The organism is Streptomyces sp. GC420, from assembly GCF_009916105.1.
Lineage (GTDB): Bacteria > Actinomycetota > Actinomycetes > Streptomycetales > Streptomycetaceae > Streptomyces.
The window spans coordinates 1-18068 of the sequence record NZ_JAAAXQ010000028.1 but is presented as its reverse complement, the minus strand read 5'-3'; the positions used below and the strand labels follow the sequence as shown (position 1 = coordinate 18068).

Genomic DNA, 18068 nt, shown 5'->3' with positions numbered 1-18068 from the left:
GTGCGTCATCAACGCGTCAAGCAGCCCTCCGGTGAGCCCTGCGGCCGATCCGGCCAACGGCTCTCCCGCCGTGGAGCTTCACGGCATCACCAAGCGCTTCCCCGGTGTCGTCGCCAACCAGGACATCGACATCACCGTCCGGAAGGGAACCGTCCACGCCCTCGTCGGTGAGAACGGTGCCGGCAAGTCGACCCTGATGAAGATCCTCTACGGCATGCAGAAGCCGGACGAGGGCACCATCGTCATCGACGGCGAGAAGGCCGAGTTCCACAATCCGGCCGACGCCATCGCCCGCGGCATCGGCATGGTCCACCAGCACTTCATGCTGGCCGACAACCTCACCGTGCTGGAGAACGTCGTCCTCGGCGCCGAGAAGCTCCACGGCATCGGTTCGAAGGCCCGCAGGAAGATCATGGAGATCTCGGGCGCGTACGGTCTGAACGTGCGGCCCGACGTCCTCGTCGAGAATCTCGGCGTCGCCGACCGGCAGCGCGTGGAGATCCTCAAGGTCCTCTACCGCGGTGCCCGCATCCTCATCCTCGACGAGCCGACCGCCGTGCTCGTCCCGCAGGAGGTCGACGCGCTCTTCCACAACCTGCGCGAGCTCAAGGCCGAGGGCCTGACCGTCATCTTCATCTCCCACAAGCTCGGCGAGGTGCTCTCGGTCGCCGACGAGATCACCGTCATCAGGCGCGGCACCACCGTCGGCACCGCCGATCCCGGGCACACCACCGTCAAGCAGCTCGCCGAGATGATGGTCGGCAGCGAACTGCCCTCGCCCGAGACCCGCGAGTCGACGGTCACCGACGTCCCCATGCTCGAGGTGGAGGGCCTCACCCTCATCGAGTCCGGGACCGTGACCGAGGAGCCCGAGTCCGCGGCCCGTCCGGAGTCGGCCGAGGCCACCGCGTACGAGGGCACGGACGCCGGACGCCGGCTGCTGGACGACATCTCGTTCACCATCCACAAGGGCGAGATCCTGGGCATCGCGGGCGTCGAGGGCAACGGCCAGACCGAGCTCATCGAGGCCCTGATCGGCATGCGCACCCCCGACAGCGGAGTGATCCGCCTGGCGGGCCGGGACATCTCGCGCGAGCCGACCCGCAAGCGCCGCGAGGGCGGCATCGGATACATCCCCGAGGACCGCCACCGCCACGGCCTGCTGCTGGAGTCCCCGCTCTGGGAGAACCGCATCCTCGGACACGTCACCGAGGAGCCCAACAGCAAGCACGGTCTGCTCGACCTGAAGGCCGCCCGCGCCGACACCGAGCGGATCATCCGCGAGTACGACGTGCGCACCCCCGGCATCGAGGTCACCGCGGGCTCGCTCTCCGGCGGCAACCAGCAGAAGCTGATCGTCGGCCGCGAGATGAGCCACGGCCCCAGGCTGCTCATCGCCGCCCACCCCACCCGCGGTGTGGACGTCGGCGCGCAGGCCGCGATCTGGGACCACATCCGCGACGCACGCCGCGAGGGCCTGGCGGTGCTGCTGGTCTCCGCCGACCTCGACGAGCTGATCGGGCTCTCCGACACGCTGCGGGTGATGTACCGCGGCCGCCTCGTCGCGGACGCCGACCCCGCGACGGTCACCCCCGAGAAGCTGGGTTCGGCCATGACCGGTGCCGTCACCGGCCACCTGGAGCACACAGAGGACGCGTCGTGATCAAGAAATTCGACAAGGACCGGATCGTCCTGGCCCTGGGCGGCCCGCTGCTCGCGCTGGTCGTCGCGTTCGCGCTCACCTCGGTGGTGCTGTTCGCCTCGGACCGCAACCCGTTCGAGCCGTTCCGCATCATGTTCGAACAGATCGCCTACCTGGACGTCCAGGTTCTGATCATCAACCAGGCCGGCACGTACTACCTGGCGGCCCTGGCGGTGGCGGTCGGCTTCCGGATGAACCTGTTCAACATCGGTGTCGACGGCCAGTACCGGCTCGCAGCGATGATGGCCGCCCTCGTCGGCGCGTCCGTCGAACTCCCCGGGCCGCTGCACCTGGCGCTGATCGTGATCGTCGCCATGCTGACCGGCGCCTTCTGGGCCGGTGTCGCGGGCGTCCTCAAGACCACCCGCGGGGTCAGCGAGGTCGTCTCGACGATCATGCTGAACGCCATCGCCACCAGCCTGATCGCCTGGATGATCCAGGCCGACAACTTCGGCGTGCAGCCCGAGGGTTCCAACAACCTCACCACCGGTCTGATCGCCGAGTCCGGCTGGTTCCCCGGTCTGGACATGGGCGTCGAGGCCGGTCACATCTACGGGTTCACCTTCGTCGCCGCGGGCCTCGGCGTCGTCTACTGGTTCGTCCTGAACCGCACCCGTTTCGGCTTCGACCTGCGGGCGACCGGTGCCAGCGAGTCCGCCGCCCAGGCCTCCGGTGTGGACGCCAAGAAGATGATCCTCACCTCCATGCTGATCTCCGGCGCCGTAGCGGGCCTCGCGGGCATGCCGGTGCTGACCGGCAGCTCCCACACCTTCAGCCTCGACTTCCCGACCGGCGTGGGCTTCACCGGCATCACCATCGCCCTGCTGGGACGCAACAACCCGGTCGGCATCGCGCTCAGCGCCCTGCTGATCGCCTTCCTCGACAAGGCCTCCGCCGCGCTCGACCAGTTCGGGTACGAGAAGGAGATCGCCACGATCATGCAGGGCCTGATCGTGATCTCGGTCGTCGTGAGCTACGAACTCGTCCGCCGCTACGGGCTGCGCCGCCAGCAGCAGAAGGTCGGCGAGGAACTCGCCGCCGCCGCCCGCAAGAAGAATGAGGAGGTGGCGGTCTGATGTCGGTCAAGACTGTCGCACCGCCGGCCGGTGCCGCGCCCATCAAACGATCCCGGCGCCGGCTGAGCCTGCCCGTCGTCCTGCTGATCGTCGCGGGCGGCCTTGCACTCGTCTCCCTGGTCCGGCTGATCAGCGGAGCCGACGACCTGACCTCCATCGGCCAGGTCTCCGGAGCCCTCGAACTCGCCATCCCCATCGGCCTCGCCGGACTCGGCGGCCTGTGGGCCGAGCGCGCGGGCGTCGTCAACATCGGCCTCGAGGGCATGATGGTCCTCGGCACCTGGTTCGGCGCCTGGGCGGGCTACCAGTGGGGCCCCTGGACCGGTGTCCTGCTCGGCATCGCGGGCGGCGCGGTCGGCGGCCTGCTGCACGCCGTCATCACGGTCACCTTCGGCGTCAACCACATCGTCTCCGGTGTCGCCATCAACATCCTCGCCGTCGGTGTCACCCGCTACCTTTCGAACTTCACCTTCGACCAGGCCCCCGGCGGCTCCTCCAAGCAGTCCCCGCGCATCGACTCCATCCAGGACATCACCGTCCCGGGACTGTCCGACTGGATGGCCGACCTCCAGGCGGAACACTGGTTCCTGATCTCCGACCTGGCCGGAGTCGTGGGCGGCCTGACCACCCACCTCTCGCTGCTGACCGTCGTCGCCCTGCTGCTGGTCCCCGGCACCTGGTGGGTGCTCTGGCGCACCGCCTTCGGCCTGCGGCTGCGCTCCTGCGGCGAGAACCCGATGGCCGCCGAGTCGCTGGGCGTCAACGTCTACAAGTACAAGTACATCGCCGTGACCGTCTCCGGTGCGCTGGCCGGCCTCGCCGGGGCCTTCCTCGCCATCGTCGCCACCGGCATCTACCAGGAGGGCCAGACCGGCGGCCGCGGCTACATCGGCCTCGCCGCGATGATCTTCGGCAACTGGATGCCGGGCGGCATGGCCCTCGGCGCCGGGCTCTTCGGCTTCACCGACAGCCTCAAGCTGCGCGGCGGCGCCGAGAACGTCCACGCGATGCTGCTGCTCCTGGCGATCCTGCTGGTGCTGCTGGTCGCCTGGCAGCTGTACAAGAAGAAGTACGTCGCCGCGGCGGTCTCCGCCGTCATCTCGGCCGGACTGTTCGTCTGGTACGTCTCCGTGAACGAGGTACCCAGTCAGTTCGTCGACGCGGCGCCGTACCTCACCACGCTGCTCGTGCTCGCACTGTCCGCGCAGCGGCTGCGGATGCCCAAGGCGGACGGTCTGCCGTACCGGAAGGGCCAGGGCAAATGAACCGGGCTGCGGATGCCGGCCGGGAGGTCTTCGAGAACCTGCGGGAGGCGGCGCGCGAGGCGATGACCCACGCCTACGCGCCGTACTCCGGCTACCCGGTCGGCGCCGCGGCGCTGGTCGACGACGGCCGCACCGTCACCGGCTGCAACGTGGAGAACGCCTCCTACGGGCTCGGCCTGTGCGCCGAGTGCGGGCTGATCTCCGCGCTGCTGCTGAGCGGCGGCGGCAGGCTGACCCACTTCACCTGCGTCGACGGCTCGGGAGAGCTGCTGATGCCCTGCGGCCGGTGCCGGCAGCTGCTGTACGAGCACGGGGGCCCCGACCTCCTGGTGGACACGGCCCGGGGCGTGCGCCCCATGTCCGAGGTCCTGCCCGACGCCTTCGGGCCCGAACACCTCGCGTAAGGAAACCTGTTGACTTCCACATCCATGGACGCGATCTCGGTCATCCGCGCCAAGCGGGACCGGGGGGAGCTGACCCCCGAGCAGATCGACTGGGTGATCGACGCGTACACGCGCGGCGAGGTCGCCGACTACCAGATGGCCGCCCTGAGCATGGCGATCCTGCTCAACGGCATGAACCGGCGCGAGATCGCCCGCTGGACCGCCGCGATGATCGCCAGCGGCGAGCGCATGGACTTCTCGTCGCTGTCCCGCCCCACCGCCGACAAGCACTCCACCGGCGGCGTCGGCGACAAGATCACACTGCCGCTCGCGCCTCTGGTCGCGGCGTGCGGCGCGGCCGTCCCGCAGCTGTCCGGGCGGGGACTCGGCCACACCGGCGGCACCCTCGACAAGCTGGAGTCGATCCCCGGCTGGCGAGCGCAGCTCTCCAACGAGGAGATGCTGTCCGTCCTGGAGTCCACCGGCGCCGTCATCTGCGCGGCGGGCGACGGTCTGGCTCCGGCGGACAAGAAGCTCTACGCGCTGCGCGACGTCACGGGCACCGTCGAGGCGATCCCGCTGATCGCCTCCTCGATCATGTCGAAGAAGATCGCGGAGGGCACCGGGTCGCTGGTCCTGGACGTGAAGGTCGGCTCCGGCGCCTTCATGAAGACCGTCGAGGACGCGACCGAACTCGCCTCCACGATGGTCGGCCTCGGCACCGACCACGGGGTGCGGACCGTGGCCCTGCTCACGGACATGTCCACCCCGCTCGGCCTCACGGCGGGCAACGCGCTCGAAGTCCGCGAGTCCGTCGAGGTGCTGGCCGGCGGCGGCCCCGCCGACGTCGTCGAACTGACCCTCGCGCTCGCCCGCGAGATGCTCGACGCGGCCGGGCTGAAGGACGCCGACCCGGCGAAGGCGCTCGCCGACGGCTCCGCGATGGACGTGTGGCGGCGCATGATCGCCGCGCAGGGCGGCGACCCCGGCGCCGAGCTCCCGGTCGCGAGGGAACAGCACGTCGTGACCGCCCCTGGCGCGGGCGTGCTGACCCGGCTCGACGCCTACGCCGTCGGCGTCTCCGCCTGGCGCCTCGGCGCCGGGCGGGCCCGGAAGGAGGACCCCGTCCAGGCGGGCGCGGGCATCGAGATGCACGCCAAGCCGGGTGACACGGTGTCCGCGGGGCAGCCGCTGCTGACCCTGCACACGGACACCCCGGAGAAGTTCGGCTACGCCCTGGCGGCCCTGGAGGGCGCGTTCGACATCGCCCCGGCCGGGACGGCCTTCACGCCGCGCCCGATCGTGCTGGAACGTATCGCCTGACCTGCGGCTTTCCCTTTCGGGTGAACGGGATCGGTGGACGCCCGTCGGTCCCCTTTGCCATGCTGGGATCGGTGACGAACCGAATGAGGAGCACACCATGAGCGCACTCTCCGTCGAGCCTGAGCCGGACGGCGGCTACGACTGGGACGAGGCGGTCCGGCTCTGGGAAGAGGCGGACTGGCCCGAGGGCTGCAAGGTGGAGATCATCGAGGGGATCGTCACCGTGGCGCCACCGCCGTCAGAACAGCACAACGACACCGCCGACCTGGTGCACCGCCGCCTGTACGGCATGATTCCTGAAGACTGGGGCGTGTACCAGACGCTGGGGCTGATCCTCCCCGAGGCATCCGGCCTCTTCGTACCGGACCTCGCGGTGGTGCCCCGGGCGGCTCTGCGCAGGAACGACGGGCAGCACGTTCCCGCGGACGCCGCGGAGCTGGTGGTCGAGATCACCTCGAAGTCCAACGCCAACCACGACCGCATCAAGAAGGCCCACGGCTACGCCAAGGCCGGAGTCCCGCTCTACCTGCTGCTGGACGCCTGGCACTCCGGCAGGCCCAGCGCCACGCTCTACGGGGAGCCCGAGAACGGCACGTACCGCGTCCTGGAGTCGGTCGAGTACGGCGAGAAGCTGACCCTCCCCGATCCCTTCGGGGCCGATCTCGACACGGCCCCCTTCCCCGTCACCCTCCGCTGAGGCCCTCCGCCCCCGGTCCCGGACCGGTCGTCGCCGGTCAGGCCCCGGCCGCCGCCTCCGGGCGCCGTCCGGTCACCGGGCGGCGCCCGGCGAGGGCCTTGCGGGTCGCGTACACGGTGATCGAGGCGGCGCCCAGCACGGCCGCGAGGCCCAGGCAGACCGTGCCCCCCCAGCCCGCCGCGTGGAAGGCGACGGCACCGAGCGTGCCGCCCAGGCTGCTGCCGATGTAGTACGCCGTCTGGTAGAGCGCGGAGGCCTGGGCGCGGCCCGTGGTCGCCGTACGGCTCACGGCGGACGAGGCGACGGCATGCCCGGCGAAGAAGCCCGCGGTGATCAGCACGAGGCCGAGCAGGACCGCGCCGAGCGAGTCGGCCAGGGAGAGCAGCAGGCCGGAGGCGGTGGTCGTGACCGCGACGTACAGGGCGCCGCGCCGGCCGAGGCGGCCTGCCAGCCGGCCCGCGGTCGCGGAGGAGACCGTGCCGACCAGGTAGACGAGGAAGACCGAGCCGACGAGGCCCTGGGACAGGTGGAAGGGCCCCTCCACGAGGCGGTAGCCGATGACCGTGTAGACGGCGCCGAAGACCGTCATGAAGAGCAGCCCGATCGCGTACAGCCGGCGCAGCAGCGGGTCGCCCAGGTGCGTGCCGACCGTACGGCCCAGGGCCTTCGCACTCACCGGCACCGGCCGGAAGTTGCGGGAACGGGGCAGCAGGACGCGGAAGACGACGGCGCAGACCAGCGAGAGCAGGCCCACCGCGGCGAGGGCCGCGCGCCAGCCCCAGGCCTGAGCCACCCAGCCGGTGAGGATGCGGCCCGTCATGCCGCCGATGCTGTTGCCCGCGACGAAGAGGCCGACGGCGCCGATCAGCGCCCGGGGCCGCACCTCCTCGGCCAGGTACGCCATCGCGGAGGCGGGCAGGCCGGCGATGGCCGCGCCCTGTACCGCGCGCAGCGCGATCAGCCAGCCCAGGCTGGGCGCGAAGGGGATCAGCAGCGCGACGCCGACCGAGACCGCGAGGGATGCCGTCATCGTCGCCCGCCGCCCGAAGCGCTCCGACATGGCACTCAGCGGCAGCACGCACAGCGCGAGCGCGGCCGTCGCCGCCGACACCGTCCAGCTGGCCGCACCCGGGGTGACGGAGAAGCCGTCGGAGAGGGCGGGCAGCAGCGGCTGGGTCGAGTACAGGAGCGCGAACACGGCGACACCCGCGGCGAACAGGGCGAGGCTCATACGGCGGTGACCGGGAGCGCCGGGGTGCAGCTGGGCGGAGGCGCGGGCCGGAGTGTCGGTGGAGGCGCCCACCTGTGTGACAGGCGCCTCGGTATGGGCGGAAGGCATGCTCCGAACGTACGGCGGCGGATTTCATGCGTCCAATGCGTGAAAACGCGATAATCGATGCTGTGATGCATGAACAGAGGTCAGGGCGGTCGCTGTCACACAGGCGTGACGACAAAGACATACCGGTGACCTCGCGCGGGGGCGCCGCGGCGGGAGCCGTCGGGGCGGGAGGACGTACGGGAACGGGTGCCGTCGGCGCGGGAACGGGATCGGGAGGGACCGGAGCGGGCCTCGACGCGGAGTCCTGGGCGGCGAGGCTCACCCCCCGCCTGGCGTACTTCGCGGGTGTGGCGCGCACCGAGCACGTGACCCGGGCCGCGGAGCAGCTCTCCGTACCGCAGTCCACGCTCAGCCGGGCCATGGCCCGGCTCGAAGAGGACCTGGGCGTCGCCCTGTTCGCCCGCCGCGGACGCACCGTCGCCCTCACCCCCGCGGGCCGTGCCTTCCTCGCCTCCGTCGAGCGGGCTCTGGTCGAGGTCGAGCGGGCCGCCGAGTCCGTGCGCGCGGACGCCGACCCGGCCGCGGGCAAGGTCGCCTTCGGCTTCCTGCACACGCTCGGCTCCGAGACCGTCCCCGAGCTGATCCGCGCCTTCCGGGTGGACCATCCCCGGGTCCGCTTCCAGCTCGTACAGACCTACGGCGAGGCGATGATCGAGCGGCTGCGCGCCGGCGAGCTGGACCTCTGCCTGACCTCACCGGTCCCCGACGCGCCCGATCTGGTCGCCAGGCGGCTGGACGAGCAGCGGCTGCGCCTCGTGGTCCCCGACGACCACAGGCTGGCGTCCCGCAGGCGCGTCCGGCTCGCGGAGGCCGCCGAGGAGACCTTCGTCACCCTGGAGTCCGGCTACGGGCTGCGGCGCATCACCGACGCGCTGTGCGCCGAGGCCGGGTTCAGGCCGCGGGTCGCGTTCGAGGGGGAGGAGGCCGAGACGCTGCGCGGGCTGGTCGCGGCCGGCCTCGGCGTCGCGCTGCTGCCGCCCCCGGCCGTCGCCCGTCCGGGAGTCGTCGAACTCACCGTCAGCGCGCCGCGCGCGGTACGGGAGATCGGCGTGGCCTGGCTGGACGGCCACCCCGACACGCCGCCGGTGGCCGCCTTCAAGAAGTTCCTGCTGTCGCGGCGCGGCGCCCTACTGCCGCAGTGACCGGCCGAAGCCCGAGGCCAGCGGCATGCGCAGACCTATCGGCGGTGGCGCCGCCAGCGCGTCGGCGACGGGACGGGAACAGCTGCGGTCGAACAGCGAGCCGAGAACGAAGTCCGCGGCCAGCGCGTGCACTTCGGCCCGGTGCTGGTACATCGAGTGACCGTCGGAGTGCACCTCGAAGCGGCAGGTGTCGCGGTTGGCCTTCTTGGCGCGCTCGGCCAGCCGGTACGACAGGTCCGGGTCGGTCCGTGCGTCGTTGGTGCCGTGCACGATCATCACCCGCCTTCCCACGAGCTGCTTCACCGGCTCCGGCTCGGGCTTCGGCCCCGTCGCCGGGTCCGGCAGCCAAGGGGCCAGCGCCAGGACGGAGTTGACGGCGGGGTGGCCCGCGGCGCGCAGCGCCGCGCGGGCGCCCATGTCCATGCCAGCCAGGCACACCGGGACATCTCCGTAGCGGCGCACCACCTCGTCGGCGGCCCACTCGGCGTCCGCCGCCAGCCGTGCCTGCGGGCCGTTCCAGCCGCGGCCCCGGTAGTGCACGACATGGACGACGAGCCCGTCCCGCCGTCCCAGGCGGGCGAGTCTTCGGGCGAGGGGTCTGAGAGCGGCCTCCGAGAGCCAGGAGGGGCCGCGGTCCGACTCCGGTTCACCCGCGGGGAGCAGCAGCACCGCGCCGCCCACCGATTCCGTCGCACCGATCGCCCGCCCCAGCCGGGCGTCCCGCACCGGCAACGCTTCCTGTGCCATGGCAGAACAGTCTCAGAAGTACGGGTGTACGTGATCCGTACACGGGGTCACTGTTACGTATCGACCAGATTTGACATCCTCCGCTCCCTGAAGGGGAGGGGATTCCTGGCTCAGGCTGCCTCTGGGAGCAGCGCTCCGGGAGGTCTTGTGCCTTCGGCACCAGCCGGGTTGAGACCGGCCCGGACGAGCATCACGCGGGCGGAGTTCTTGTCCCTGGGGGATACGGCTCCGCACGCGGTGCAGGTGTAGGTACGTTCCGAAAGAGGGAGTGCGTGCTTGGTTCTCGCTCCGCACTGCGCGCAGTCCATGGTGGTGTGCGCGGGGTTGACGAGGCGGATGTCCCGCCGATGCTTGCGGCCCATCTCGATCAGGGCCTGCTTGGTGGCGCCGATCGCCGCGTCGGCGGCTTTGCGGGCCATGGTGGTCCTGGCGAGGAACTTCGGGCGGAAGTCCTCGACGGCGATGGCGTCGTGGTCGGTCACGACGCGTTTGGCCCACTTGCGGGCGGTGTCCTGCCGCTGCCTGGCGACCTTCTTGTGCAGCTTGGCGGTCTGCCGTTGGGCTTCGCGGTAGCCCTTGGACGCCGCCTGCCCCTTCGCGGGGCGGCGGCGGGCCATCATCCGCTGGTAGTGCGCGAGCCGCTGCGCGGCAGTCTTCCCATGCTGGGCGTGCGGCAGGTCGTGGGCGTCGGATGTGGTGGTGGCGGCTTCCTTGACGCCCCAGTCCACACCGATCACGCGACCCGTGGTGGGTAGGGCTTCGGTCGCGGCCGGAACGACGAACGAGGCGTACCAGTGGCCGAGCGCGTCGCGGTGCACGCGCACCGAGGACGGCGCGGACGGCAGTTCGCGGGACCACACCACCGTCAGCGCGATGCCGCCCGCCAAGTGCAGGCGGCCGTCCTTCAGTCGGAAGCCACGGGTGGTGTAGTTCAGCGTGGGCAGCGCCTCACGCTTCTTCTTACGGCGCGGCATCCCGGCGCGCTGCCGCATCGGCAGGCGCTTGTCGATGTCCTTCAGCGCCTTGGAACGGGACTTGGCGAAGTCCCGGACGATCTGCTGCTGCGGCACCGAAGCGCCCTCACGCAGCCACGGCGTCCGCTCACGGGCCCCGGTCAGCATCCTGTCGAGCTGGGCCGGGCCGCACGTCAGCCTGCCGTCCGGGTGCGCACGGTTGTGGGCGTGTACGGCGCGGGACTTCGCCACGCACTCGTTCCAGATCCAGCGGCAGCGGTCCCACTCGGCGAGCAGTGCTGTGCGGGCGGTGGACGACACGCGAAGCCGGTAGGTGTACCGGGCGCGCCCGGCCCCGCCGGGCTTCACTGGTGTCGTCATGCTGTCATAATAGCACCATGACTGATGAGGAAGTCCGGATGACGCTGCGTCTCCCCCGAGAGCTCCGTGACCGGTTGCGCGCCCATGCACAGCGCGAGCGCCGGTCCCTCAACTCCGAGTTGGTGTACATGCTTGAGGCCGCGCTCGCCGCCGTGGAGGGGGACGACCAATCGCCCTGACGGCGATTGCTCTTTTCCGGTTACTCGTGATCTACGCGCGTAGGCGTTAGAGTGCGGTGATGACGAGCGAGACCCGGACCCTCCCGAGCCCGGACCAGATCCGGCGGGCTCCCAAGGTGCTGCTGCACGACCACCTCGACGGCGGGCTGCGGCCCGGCACCGTCATCGAACTGGCCCGCGCCACGGGCTATGCGGACCTGCCCGAGACCGAGGCCGACAAGCTCGGCCTGTGGTTCAGGGAGGCCGCCGACTCCGGGTCCCTGGAGAGGTATCTGGAGACCTTCGCCCACACCTGCGCCGTGATGCAGACCCGTGAGGCGCTCGTCAGGGTCGCCGCGGAGTGTGCGGAGGACCTCGCGGAGGACGGGGTCGTCTACGCCGAGGTCCGCTACGCCCCCGAGCAGCACCTCGAGGGAGGCCTGAGCCTGGAAGAGGTCGTCGAGGCCGTCAACGAGGGTTTCCGCGAGGGCGAGCGGCGGGCCCGCGAGAACGGCCACCGGATCAGGGTCGGCGCGATCCTCACCGCGATGCGGCATGCCGCCCGTGCCCTGGAGATCGCCGAACTCGCCAACCGCTACCGCGACTCGGGCGTCGTCGGCTTCGACATCGCCGGCGCGGAGGCGGGCTACCCGCCCACCCGCCACCTCGACGCCTTCGAGTACCTCAAGCGGGAGAACAACCACTTCACCATCCACGCCGGCGAGGCCTTCGGGCTGCCGTCCATCTGGCAGGCCCTGCAGTGGTGCGGCGCCGACCGCCTCGGCCACGGCGTCCGCATCATCGACGACATCGAGACGGGCGAGGACGGCGAGGTCAGGCTGGGCCGGCTCGCCTCGTACGTCCGGGACAAGCGCATCCCGCTGGAGATGTGCCCGACATCCAACCTCCAGACGGGCGCCGCCTCCTCGTATGCCGAGCATCCGATCGGACTGCTGCGCCGGCTGCTCTTCCGGGTGACGGTCAACACGGACAACCGGCTGATGAGCGGTACCAGCATGAGCCTTGAATTCGAGCACCTGGTCGACGCGTTCGGATATTCGCTGGACGACATGCAATGGCTGACCGTCAATGCGATGAAGTCCGCCTTCATTCCTTTCGATGAACGTCTCGCCATGATCAGCGAGGTCATCAAGCCGGGTTACGCGGAACTCAAGTCCGAGTGGCTTTTCCGGCAGACCGCCCCGGCCCCCGCCCCCACCAGTGCTTCTCCGGGGGGCGAGGGCTGAGAGGCGCCTCGCCGACGCCCCGGGAAACGCCGGGGCGAAACGGCCGGAGAAACGACACTCCGGCCGTTTCGATCTTTTGCGGGTCTCGCCGCGCGCTGGCTACGTTCATGAGTCGCCCCAGCCATCCAGCGGAGGAATTCACCCGATGAAGCAGTCAGCTGCAAAGACCCTCGGTGTCGCCGTACTCGGTGCCGCCTTCGCCGCCGCGGCGGCGGGCACCGCCGCCGCCCTCCCGCTCCCCGTGCCAGGGGCGGACGCGGTCACCGGCGCCCTCCCGGCCGGCAACCTCCCCGTCGTGCACAACGCGAACACGCTGCCCGCCAAGGCGCACACCCTCCCGGCCAAGAACGTCAAGCGCCCGGCCCCGGCCGGCGCCCTCGGCCCGGTCACCGGTCTGCTCGGCGGACTGCCCACCCAGGGACTCGGGGTCAACGGCCTGCCCCTCGGCTGAGCCACCCGGCCGTGCCGTGAACGGCGGGGCGCGCACCGGCGGACGGTGTGCGCCCCGCCGCTTTCCCGGGCCCCGGGCCGGTCGGCCCTGGGCCGCGCAGGTCCGGCCTCCCCCGACAGACCCTCGGCCGCCCGCCCGGCCGATCGAACGACACCGTGCGGGCGGCGGCGCGGCGCGCGCACGACCGATGAGAGGTACGACGAGAGATGCGTGCGAAGGCGCAGACTACGGGCACCGCACTTGCCGTGGCCGTGTTCACCGTTCCGGCCCTGCTGCTCACCTCTGCCTGCGGAGCCGTCGGCGGGACAGACGGTGACGGCAGACCGGGAGAGGCCGCCGTCCTCAGCGAGAGCCGGCTGGAGGAAGCCGGCCTCGCCCGGGGCGACGTGCCCGGCTACCAGGTCGCCGACGACAGGGCCTCCTCCGGCCCCGAGGGGCAGCCGGAGGCCGACGCCCGTGAGTGCCAGCCCATCGCCGACATCCTGGGCGACGAGCCCGACGGCCGGGCCCTCGACACCGTGAGCCGTGGCCTCGGCACCCCCCGCGACCCCGACCTCGCCGTATCCGTCTCCCTCAGCTCCTACGAACCGGCGACCGCGAAGGACGTCCTGGCCGGCCTGCGGGCCGCGCTGCGCGACTGCGGCAGCGCCTTCCTGGCCACCGTCCAGGAGCGGACGGGGAGGTACGAGGACATCAGGGCCGTGGACTACGCGCCCGAGGGCGGCGACGAGTCGGTCAGCTTCACCGCGACCGCGACCGACTCCGACACCCGGCTGCCACTGCACATCGTCGTGGTGCGCGGCGGATCGACCGTTGTACGCATGATGGCGCTGTCCTTCGACGCGAAGCGCACCGATCCGAGGGTGCCGCGGCGGATCGCGGACAAGCAGATGGAGAAGCTCGCGGGCGTCACCGGCTCCTGACGGCCCGCGGAGCCCGCGGCAGCGCGGACCCGCGAGTGCGGAGCCCGCCCGGTCGCGGGCGGAGTCACCAGGCGGTGCCCGCGCGACTCTTCTCCGACGGGAGGAATATCCACAGCGCCAGGTAGATCAGGAACTGCGGGCCGGGCAGCAGGCAGGAGACCACGAAGATCACCCGCATCGTCGTGGCGGAGATGCCGAAGCGCCTGGCCAGCGCTGCGCACACACCGCCGATCATGCGGCCTTCACTGGGGCGGACCAGGGCGGTCATGAGAGCTCCTTCGCGTGATCGGATTCGATGTCTCCAATGTAGATACGCGAAGCGGGCAAAGCGTCACTCTATGGAGCGATCCCGACCCTGGGAATCGTCGGGGTCGCCCCCTGAGAGGTCTCCTCCTTCGAGGGGGGAGCCTCCTCCTTCAGCACGGTCACCTGCCGCGGCTCGTCCGACCTGCGGCGGAGCCACGCCCGGCCGGCCGGGACCACCGCCAGGTGAGCCAGCGCCACCCCGGCGCCGTTCAGCAGCAGCGAGTCGACGTCCACGACCTGCCCCGGCACCCCGGTCTGCAGCAGCTCGATCCCGAGCGAGATCAGCGTGCCGGCCGCGACCGTGCGCATCAGCGAGACCAGCGGAGAGACATGGAGCCGTCCGTCGGCCATCGGCAGCAGCACACCCAGCGGGGCGAGCAGCAGCAGCCCCTCACCGATGCGCTGGGCGGCCTCGACGCCTCCCAGCGCCAGATCGGCCCTTATGCCGGCCAGTGGGCGGAGGTTGGGTGCGGTCACCCAGAGGACGTCCAGTGGTCGAAGGGTCAGCCACCCGACGACCAGCAGATGCGCGGCGAGGAGACCGAGTCCCGCCGCGCGAAGTCGGATGCCGGCCAAGCCGCTCGGACCGTGACGCTGCTGCACGCCACCCAAGACGCGAGCACCGGCGGGATCGGTTCCGGCACGCGCCGAATACCCCTTCCCGGGACGGGGATTGCGCCGTCAGGGGCGTTCCGTGCCCAGCGTCGGCACCGCCTCGGGCGCCGACTTCAGCTGCTCCGTGCACGCGTACCGGCGCGGCTCCGCGTCCGACGGCCCGCCCAGCAGCACCGTCCCGTCCGCGTCGGAGGCCACGGTCCCGGCATAGGTGCAGATGAGCTGGGCCAGGGCGTACGCCGTCAGGTCCATCGGTTCACGGCTCAGCCGCAGGGCGTCCGCCGGGTCCTTCCCGCGCCCGTCCCGGACCCGCAGCGACCGGTCCACGCTCGTCGTGAGGTTGGAGTCGGACTCGGCGTCGGAGGGCCGCTTCTGGAGTTCGGCGAGGAGCGTCTGCGCCACCTGGAGACCGTCGGACTCCCCGGGATCCTGCGCCAGCCGCACCGAGCGGTTCACGGCGACCAGTTGCGAGCGGCACACCAGGTACACGTGCACGTCGAGGGTCGACCCGGACTGCGTGGCCACGTCGTCGGGCGTCTCGCACGGCACCCGCGAGGGCGCGGGGCCGGCGTCCACCGGTACCTGGGTCGTGCGGATCCCGCACCCGCCGGTCAACAGCAGGAGCGGTGCCAGGAGCGCGGCGGCGCACAGCGCACGTGTCCTCATCGCGCACCGCCTTCCACCGGCGCGGAGCCGGAGGCCGGGACCGGGCCGGAACCCGGAGCGGTGGGCCGCGCCGCCGTGTCCTCGTCCCGCGCCGGCTCCGAGTCCCCGGCCGGCAGCCGCAGGGTGAAGACCGCACCGCCCTCGGGACGGTTGGCGGCCGTGATGTCGCCGCCGTGGATGTGGGCGTTCTCCAGCGCGATCGACAGGCCGAGGCCGCTGCCCTCGGAGCGCGGCCGGGAGGCGCTCGCCTTGTAGAAGCGGTCGAAGACGTGCGGCAGGACGTCCTCGGGGATGCCGGGACCGTTGTCCTGGACCTCGATGACCAGCAGCCCGTCCTCCGTGCGCACCGACACCCGCACCGGGGACCCGCCGTGCTTGAGGGCGTTGCCGATGAGGTTCGCCAGGATGACGTCGAGCCGCCGCGGATCGAGCCTGGCCATGATGCCCCGCTCGGCGTCCAGCTCCACCGCGTCCAGCCAGGCCCGCGCGTCGATGCAGGCCGTGACCTGGTCGGCGACGTCCACGTCGTCCAGCACCAGACGCGCCGTGCCCGCGTCGAAACGGGTGACCTCCATCAGGTTCTCGACGAGATCGTTCAGCCGCCGGGTCTCGCTGACCACCAGGGTCACGGCCGGCGCGATCATCGGATCGAGATTGTCCGTCTCCTCCTCCAGCACCTCCGTCACGGCGGTGATCGCGGTCAGCGGCGTACGGAGCTCGTGCGACATGTCGGCGACGAAGCGGCGGCTTGCCTCCTCGCGGGCGCTCATGTCGTCGACCTTCTTCTCCAGAGCCGCCGCCGCCCGGTTGAACGTCCGTGACAGGTCCGCCAGTTCGTCCGTGCCCGAGACCTGCAGCCGGGTGTCCAGCCTGCCCTCACCGAGCCGCCTGGCCGCCTCACCGAGGCGCTGCACCGGCTTCAGCACGGTCGTCGCGGCCGCCTGCGCCAGCAGCGCGGAGCCGACCAGTGCCAGCGCCGTCGCGATTCCCAGGGACCAGGCCAGCGAGTTGAGGTCCTCGCGCTCCGGGACCAGGGACTTCAGCATGTAGCCGGTGGGTCCGTCCCCCATCACCTTCGCCCCGCCCACCAGGTACGGATCGCCGCGCAGCTCGATCCGCTGCCAGTACAGGTGGTACGGGTCCCTGCTCTCCTTCCGGCTCAGCCGGTCGTTCACGGCGTCCTGGAGCCGGTCGGGTACGTCGTCACGGGTGAAGGAGTCGAGATCGGAGTTGCCGGCGCACGTGCGCCCGTTGGCGTCCGTGTCGATGAGCAGCACGCTGTAGCCCTGCGTGCTGTCCTCGGCCATGTCGATGGCGGCCCGCTTCAGCCGCTCGCAGTCGGGGCGCAGCGGCAGATTGCCCGCATGGTCCTGGAGCGACTGCCGGAAGTCGTTGAGCGCCGCGTCCTGCGCGCGGGTCAGGACCGCCTCGCGGTTGAGCCAGTAGGCGATGCCGGAGGCGGACACGGCCGCGGTCAGCGCGACCAGCGCGAAGACGACGACGAGCCGCAGCCGCAGGCTGGTCCAGCGGAGCGCCGAGAATATGGACCGGCGGCGCCGCGCCGCGGCGGCCTCCCTCACTGCGGGGCGTCCAGCCGGTAGCCGACACCGCGCACGGTACGGATCAGGGTCGGCGAGGACGGCACGTCCTCGACCTTCGCGCGCAGCCGCTGCACACAGGCGTCCACGAGCCGCGAGTCCCCGAGGTAGTCGTGCTCCCACACCAGCCGCAGCAGCTGCTGCCGGGACAGCGCCTGTCCCGGCCTGCGGCTGAGCTCCAGCAGAAGCCGCAGCTCGGTCGGCGTCAGCTGGAGGTCTTCGCCGTTCTTGGTGACCGTCATCGCGGAACGGTCGATGACCAGGCTGCCGAAGCTCGCCGAGTCGTTGGACTCCCGCTCCCCGCGCCTGAGCACGGCCCGGATCCGGGCATCCAGCACCCGTCCCTGGACCGGCTTGACGACGTAGTCGTCCGCGCCGGACTCCAGGCCGACCACGACGTCGATGTCGTCGCTGCGCGCGGTGAGCAGGATGATGGGCAGCTGGTCCGTACGCCTGATCCGCCGGCACACCTCGAAACCGTCGATGCCCGGCAGCATCACGTCCAGCACGATCAGGTCCGGCCGCTGCTCACGCAGCAGTTTCAGCCCGTCCTCGCCCGAGGCCGCCGTGGCCACACGGTGGCCCTGGCGGGTGAGCGAGAGTTCGAGGGCCGTGCGGATGGCGTCGTCGTCCTCGATCAGCAACAGGAAAGGCACGGCGTCATTGTGTCGTACCGGCCGTCCGCAGTTCGACCTGCCTGCCATTACCCGGTTCACCCCGTCTCCGGCCACCCGGCGCGGACTACCGCCAATCCCCGTGAACCGGCTGTGCGGCTCCTGTCGGGCACCCCTGTGACAGGCCTGTGACAGTCGGCGGACAGCGCCATGAAACTGGCCCGGCAGTCTTTTGCCACACGGAACGAAGACAGCACGAAAGACAGACTCCACCGACGGGGGGCGCGGGATGAACACGCTGCACAGCACGACCCGAAGCGCAGTGGTCACGCGTCTGCACGACGTCGGCCGGAGCACGGAGAAGTCCGGTGCTGTGAGCGGGCGGGGGTGCGCTCGCGGCACCGGGCGTCAGCACACCGCGTACATGACGGTGGTTGACGTCGACGGGGGACACGGGGGCAACGGGGGAGAGACGTACGGGG

The 18068-nt window shown here is 71.2% G+C and carries 19 protein-coding genes and 1 pseudogene; 12 read left to right on the top strand and 8 right to left on the bottom strand.

Going from position 1 to position 18068, the window contains the following annotated elements; genetic code table 11:
- Window positions 1–31 precede the first annotated feature (31 nt).
- The 6 genes from GUY61_RS06070 (at window position 32) to GUY61_RS06045 (ending at window position 6446) form a co-directional block, all read left to right on the top strand.
- Entirely contained in the window at window positions 32–1663 is a 1632-nt protein-coding gene (locus GUY61_RS06070; RefSeq protein ID WP_313896535.1) for an ABC transporter ATP-binding protein, read from the top strand.
- Complete coding sequence (locus GUY61_RS06065) at window positions 1663–2778, top strand: ABC transporter permease (RefSeq protein ID WP_166629026.1); 1116 nt, start codon at window positions 1663–1665, stop codon at window positions 2776–2778. The genes GUY61_RS06070 and GUY61_RS06065 overlap by 1 nt, the downstream gene beginning before the upstream one ends.
- Window positions 2778–4043 carry an ABC transporter permease gene (locus GUY61_RS06060; protein WP_166629010.1) on the top strand — a complete coding sequence of 422 codons (1266 nt, stop codon included), beginning with the start codon at window positions 2778–2780 and terminating at the stop codon, window positions 4041–4043. The genes GUY61_RS06065 and GUY61_RS06060 overlap by 1 nt, the downstream gene beginning before the upstream one ends.
- A complete protein-coding gene (locus GUY61_RS06055) occupies window positions 4040–4447 on the top strand; it encodes a cytidine deaminase (protein ID WP_166629009.1) in 408 nt (135 codons plus the stop codon). The genes GUY61_RS06060 and GUY61_RS06055 overlap by 4 nt, the downstream gene beginning before the upstream one ends.
- A 24-nt stretch (window positions 4448–4471) precedes the next feature.
- Window positions 4472–5749 (top strand): thymidine phosphorylase, encoded by a 1278-nt coding sequence (locus GUY61_RS06050; RefSeq protein ID WP_166629025.1) that lies wholly within the window; start codon window positions 4472–4474, stop codon window positions 5747–5749.
- 97 nt (window positions 5750–5846) lie between these two features.
- The gene (locus GUY61_RS06045; protein ID WP_166629008.1) at window positions 5847–6446 is read left to right on the top strand and encodes a Uma2 family endonuclease; all 600 of its coding nucleotides are present in this window, start codon (window positions 5847–5849) and stop codon (window positions 6444–6446) included.
- Between the two features lie 37 nt (window positions 6447–6483).
- On the opposite strand, the gene GUY61_RS06040 is transcribed toward GUY61_RS06045, so the two are convergent.
- The gene (locus GUY61_RS06040) at window positions 6484–7785 is read right to left on the bottom strand and encodes an MFS transporter (protein ID WP_166629007.1); all 1302 of its coding nucleotides are present in this window, start codon (window positions 7783–7785) and stop codon (window positions 6484–6486) included.
- 125 nt (window positions 7786–7910) lie between these two features.
- Here GUY61_RS06040 and GUY61_RS06035 point away from each other — a divergent pair, with 125 nt between their 5' ends.
- Window positions 7911–8927 carry a LysR family transcriptional regulator gene (locus tag GUY61_RS06035; RefSeq protein ID WP_398954424.1) on the top strand — a complete coding sequence of 339 codons (1017 nt, stop codon included), beginning with the start codon at window positions 7911–7913 and terminating at the stop codon, window positions 8925–8927.
- On the opposite strand, the gene GUY61_RS06030 is transcribed toward GUY61_RS06035, so the two are convergent.
- Window positions 8913–9674 carry an alpha/beta hydrolase gene (locus tag GUY61_RS06030; protein ID WP_166629006.1) on the bottom strand — a complete coding sequence of 254 codons (762 nt, stop codon included), beginning with the start codon at window positions 9672–9674 and terminating at the stop codon, window positions 8913–8915. The genes GUY61_RS06035 and GUY61_RS06030 overlap by 15 nt on opposite strands.
- A 110-nt stretch (window positions 9675–9784) precedes the next feature.
- Window positions 9785–11008: an RNA-guided endonuclease TnpB family protein gene (locus GUY61_RS06025; RefSeq protein ID WP_166629005.1), complete on the bottom strand. Its 1224-nt coding sequence runs from the start codon at window positions 11006–11008 to the stop codon at window positions 9785–9787.
- Between the two features lie 17 nt (window positions 11009–11025).
- Here GUY61_RS06025 and GUY61_RS06020 point away from each other — a divergent pair, with 17 nt between their 5' ends.
- The 4 genes from GUY61_RS06020 (at window position 11026) to GUY61_RS06005 (ending at window position 13787) form a co-directional block, all read left to right on the top strand.
- Complete coding sequence (locus tag GUY61_RS06020; protein WP_166629004.1) at window positions 11026–11187, top strand: Arc family DNA-binding protein; 162 nt, start codon at window positions 11026–11028, stop codon at window positions 11185–11187.
- Between the two features lie 59 nt (window positions 11188–11246).
- Complete coding sequence (locus tag GUY61_RS06015; protein WP_166629003.1) at window positions 11247–12413, top strand: adenosine deaminase; 1167 nt, start codon at window positions 11247–11249, stop codon at window positions 12411–12413.
- A gap of 145 nt (window positions 12414–12558) precedes the next feature.
- Entirely contained in the window at window positions 12559–12864 is a 306-nt protein-coding gene (locus tag GUY61_RS06010) for a hypothetical protein (RefSeq protein ID WP_166629002.1), read from the top strand.
- A gap of 206 nt (window positions 12865–13070) precedes the next feature.
- Entirely contained in the window at window positions 13071–13787 is a 717-nt protein-coding gene (locus tag GUY61_RS06005) for a hypothetical protein (protein ID WP_166629001.1), read from the top strand.
- A gap of 64 nt (window positions 13788–13851) precedes the next feature.
- Here the strand turns inward: GUY61_RS06005 and GUY61_RS06000 are convergent, their stop codons facing one another.
- The 5 genes from GUY61_RS06000 to afsQ1 all read right to left on the bottom strand — a co-directional run bounded on the left by GUY61_RS06000 (window position 13852) and on the right by afsQ1 (window position 17628).
- On the bottom strand, window positions 13852–14055 hold the full coding sequence (locus GUY61_RS06000) for a PspC domain-containing protein (protein ID WP_166629000.1): 204 nt from the start codon (window positions 14053–14055) through the stop codon (window positions 13852–13854).
- Between the two features lie 68 nt (window positions 14056–14123).
- On the bottom strand, window positions 14124–14669 hold the full coding sequence (locus GUY61_RS05995; RefSeq protein ID WP_398954417.1) for a VanZ family protein: 546 nt from the start codon (window positions 14667–14669) through the stop codon (window positions 14124–14126).
- A gap of 105 nt (window positions 14670–14774) precedes the next feature.
- Complete coding sequence (locus GUY61_RS05990; protein ID WP_166628998.1) at window positions 14775–15374, bottom strand: hypothetical protein; 600 nt, start codon at window positions 15372–15374, stop codon at window positions 14775–14777.
- Entirely contained in the window at window positions 15371–16954 is a 1584-nt protein-coding gene (locus GUY61_RS05985) for a HAMP domain-containing sensor histidine kinase (RefSeq protein ID WP_313896534.1), read from the bottom strand. Before GUY61_RS05985 ends, GUY61_RS05990 begins: the two co-directional genes overlap by 4 nt.
- Entirely contained in the window at window positions 16951–17628 is a 678-nt protein-coding gene (gene afsQ1 / locus GUY61_RS05980) for a two-component system response regulator AfsQ1 (protein WP_166628997.1), read from the bottom strand. The genes GUY61_RS05985 and afsQ1 overlap by 4 nt, the downstream gene beginning before the upstream one ends.
- 247 nt (window positions 17629–17875) lie before the next feature.
- On the opposite strand from afsQ1, the pseudogene GUY61_RS39790 reads away from it, so the two are divergent.
- A pseudogene (locus GUY61_RS39790) lies at window positions 17876–18068 on the top strand (SigE family RNA polymerase sigma factor); the annotation flags it as partial.

Excerpts from the sequence above, each read along its gene's own strand:
- GUY61_RS06000 (WP_166629000.1), bottom strand. The coding sequence starts at position 14,055 with ATGACCGCCCTGGTCCGCCCCAGTGAAGGCCGCATGATCGGCGGTGTG.
- GUY61_RS06005 (WP_166629001.1), top strand. The coding sequence starts at position 13,071 with ATGCGTGCGAAGGCGCAGACTACGGGCACCGCACTTGCCGTGGCCGTG.
- GUY61_RS06025 (WP_166629005.1), bottom strand. The coding sequence starts at position 11,008 with ATGACGACACCAGTGAAGCCCGGCGGGGCCGGGCGCGCCCGGTACACC.
- GUY61_RS06020 (WP_166629004.1), top strand. The coding sequence starts at position 11,026 with ATGACTGATGAGGAAGTCCGGATGACGCTGCGTCTCCCCCGAGAGCTC.
- GUY61_RS06055 (WP_166629009.1), top strand. The coding sequence starts at position 4,040 with ATGAACCGGGCTGCGGATGCCGGCCGGGAGGTCTTCGAGAACCTGCGG.
- GUY61_RS06030 (WP_166629006.1), bottom strand. The coding sequence starts at position 9,674 with ATGGCACAGGAAGCGTTGCCGGTGCGGGACGCCCGGCTGGGGCGGGCG.
- GUY61_RS05990 (WP_166628998.1), bottom strand. The coding sequence starts at position 15,374 with ATGAGGACACGTGCGCTGTGCGCCGCCGCGCTCCTGGCACCGCTCCTG.
- GUY61_RS06060 (WP_166629010.1), top strand. The coding sequence starts at position 2,778 with ATGTCGGTCAAGACTGTCGCACCGCCGGCCGGTGCCGCGCCCATCAAA.
- GUY61_RS06015 (WP_166629003.1), top strand. The coding sequence starts at position 11,247 with ATGACGAGCGAGACCCGGACCCTCCCGAGCCCGGACCAGATCCGGCGG.
- GUY61_RS06045 (WP_166629008.1), top strand. The coding sequence starts at position 5,847 with ATGAGCGCACTCTCCGTCGAGCCTGAGCCGGACGGCGGCTACGACTGG.
- GUY61_RS06050 (WP_166629025.1), top strand. The coding sequence starts at position 4,472 with ATGGACGCGATCTCGGTCATCCGCGCCAAGCGGGACCGGGGGGAGCTG.
- GUY61_RS06010 (WP_166629002.1), top strand. The coding sequence starts at position 12,559 with ATGAAGCAGTCAGCTGCAAAGACCCTCGGTGTCGCCGTACTCGGTGCC.
- GUY61_RS06040 (WP_166629007.1), bottom strand. The coding sequence starts at position 7,785 with ATGCCTTCCGCCCATACCGAGGCGCCTGTCACACAGGTGGGCGCCTCC.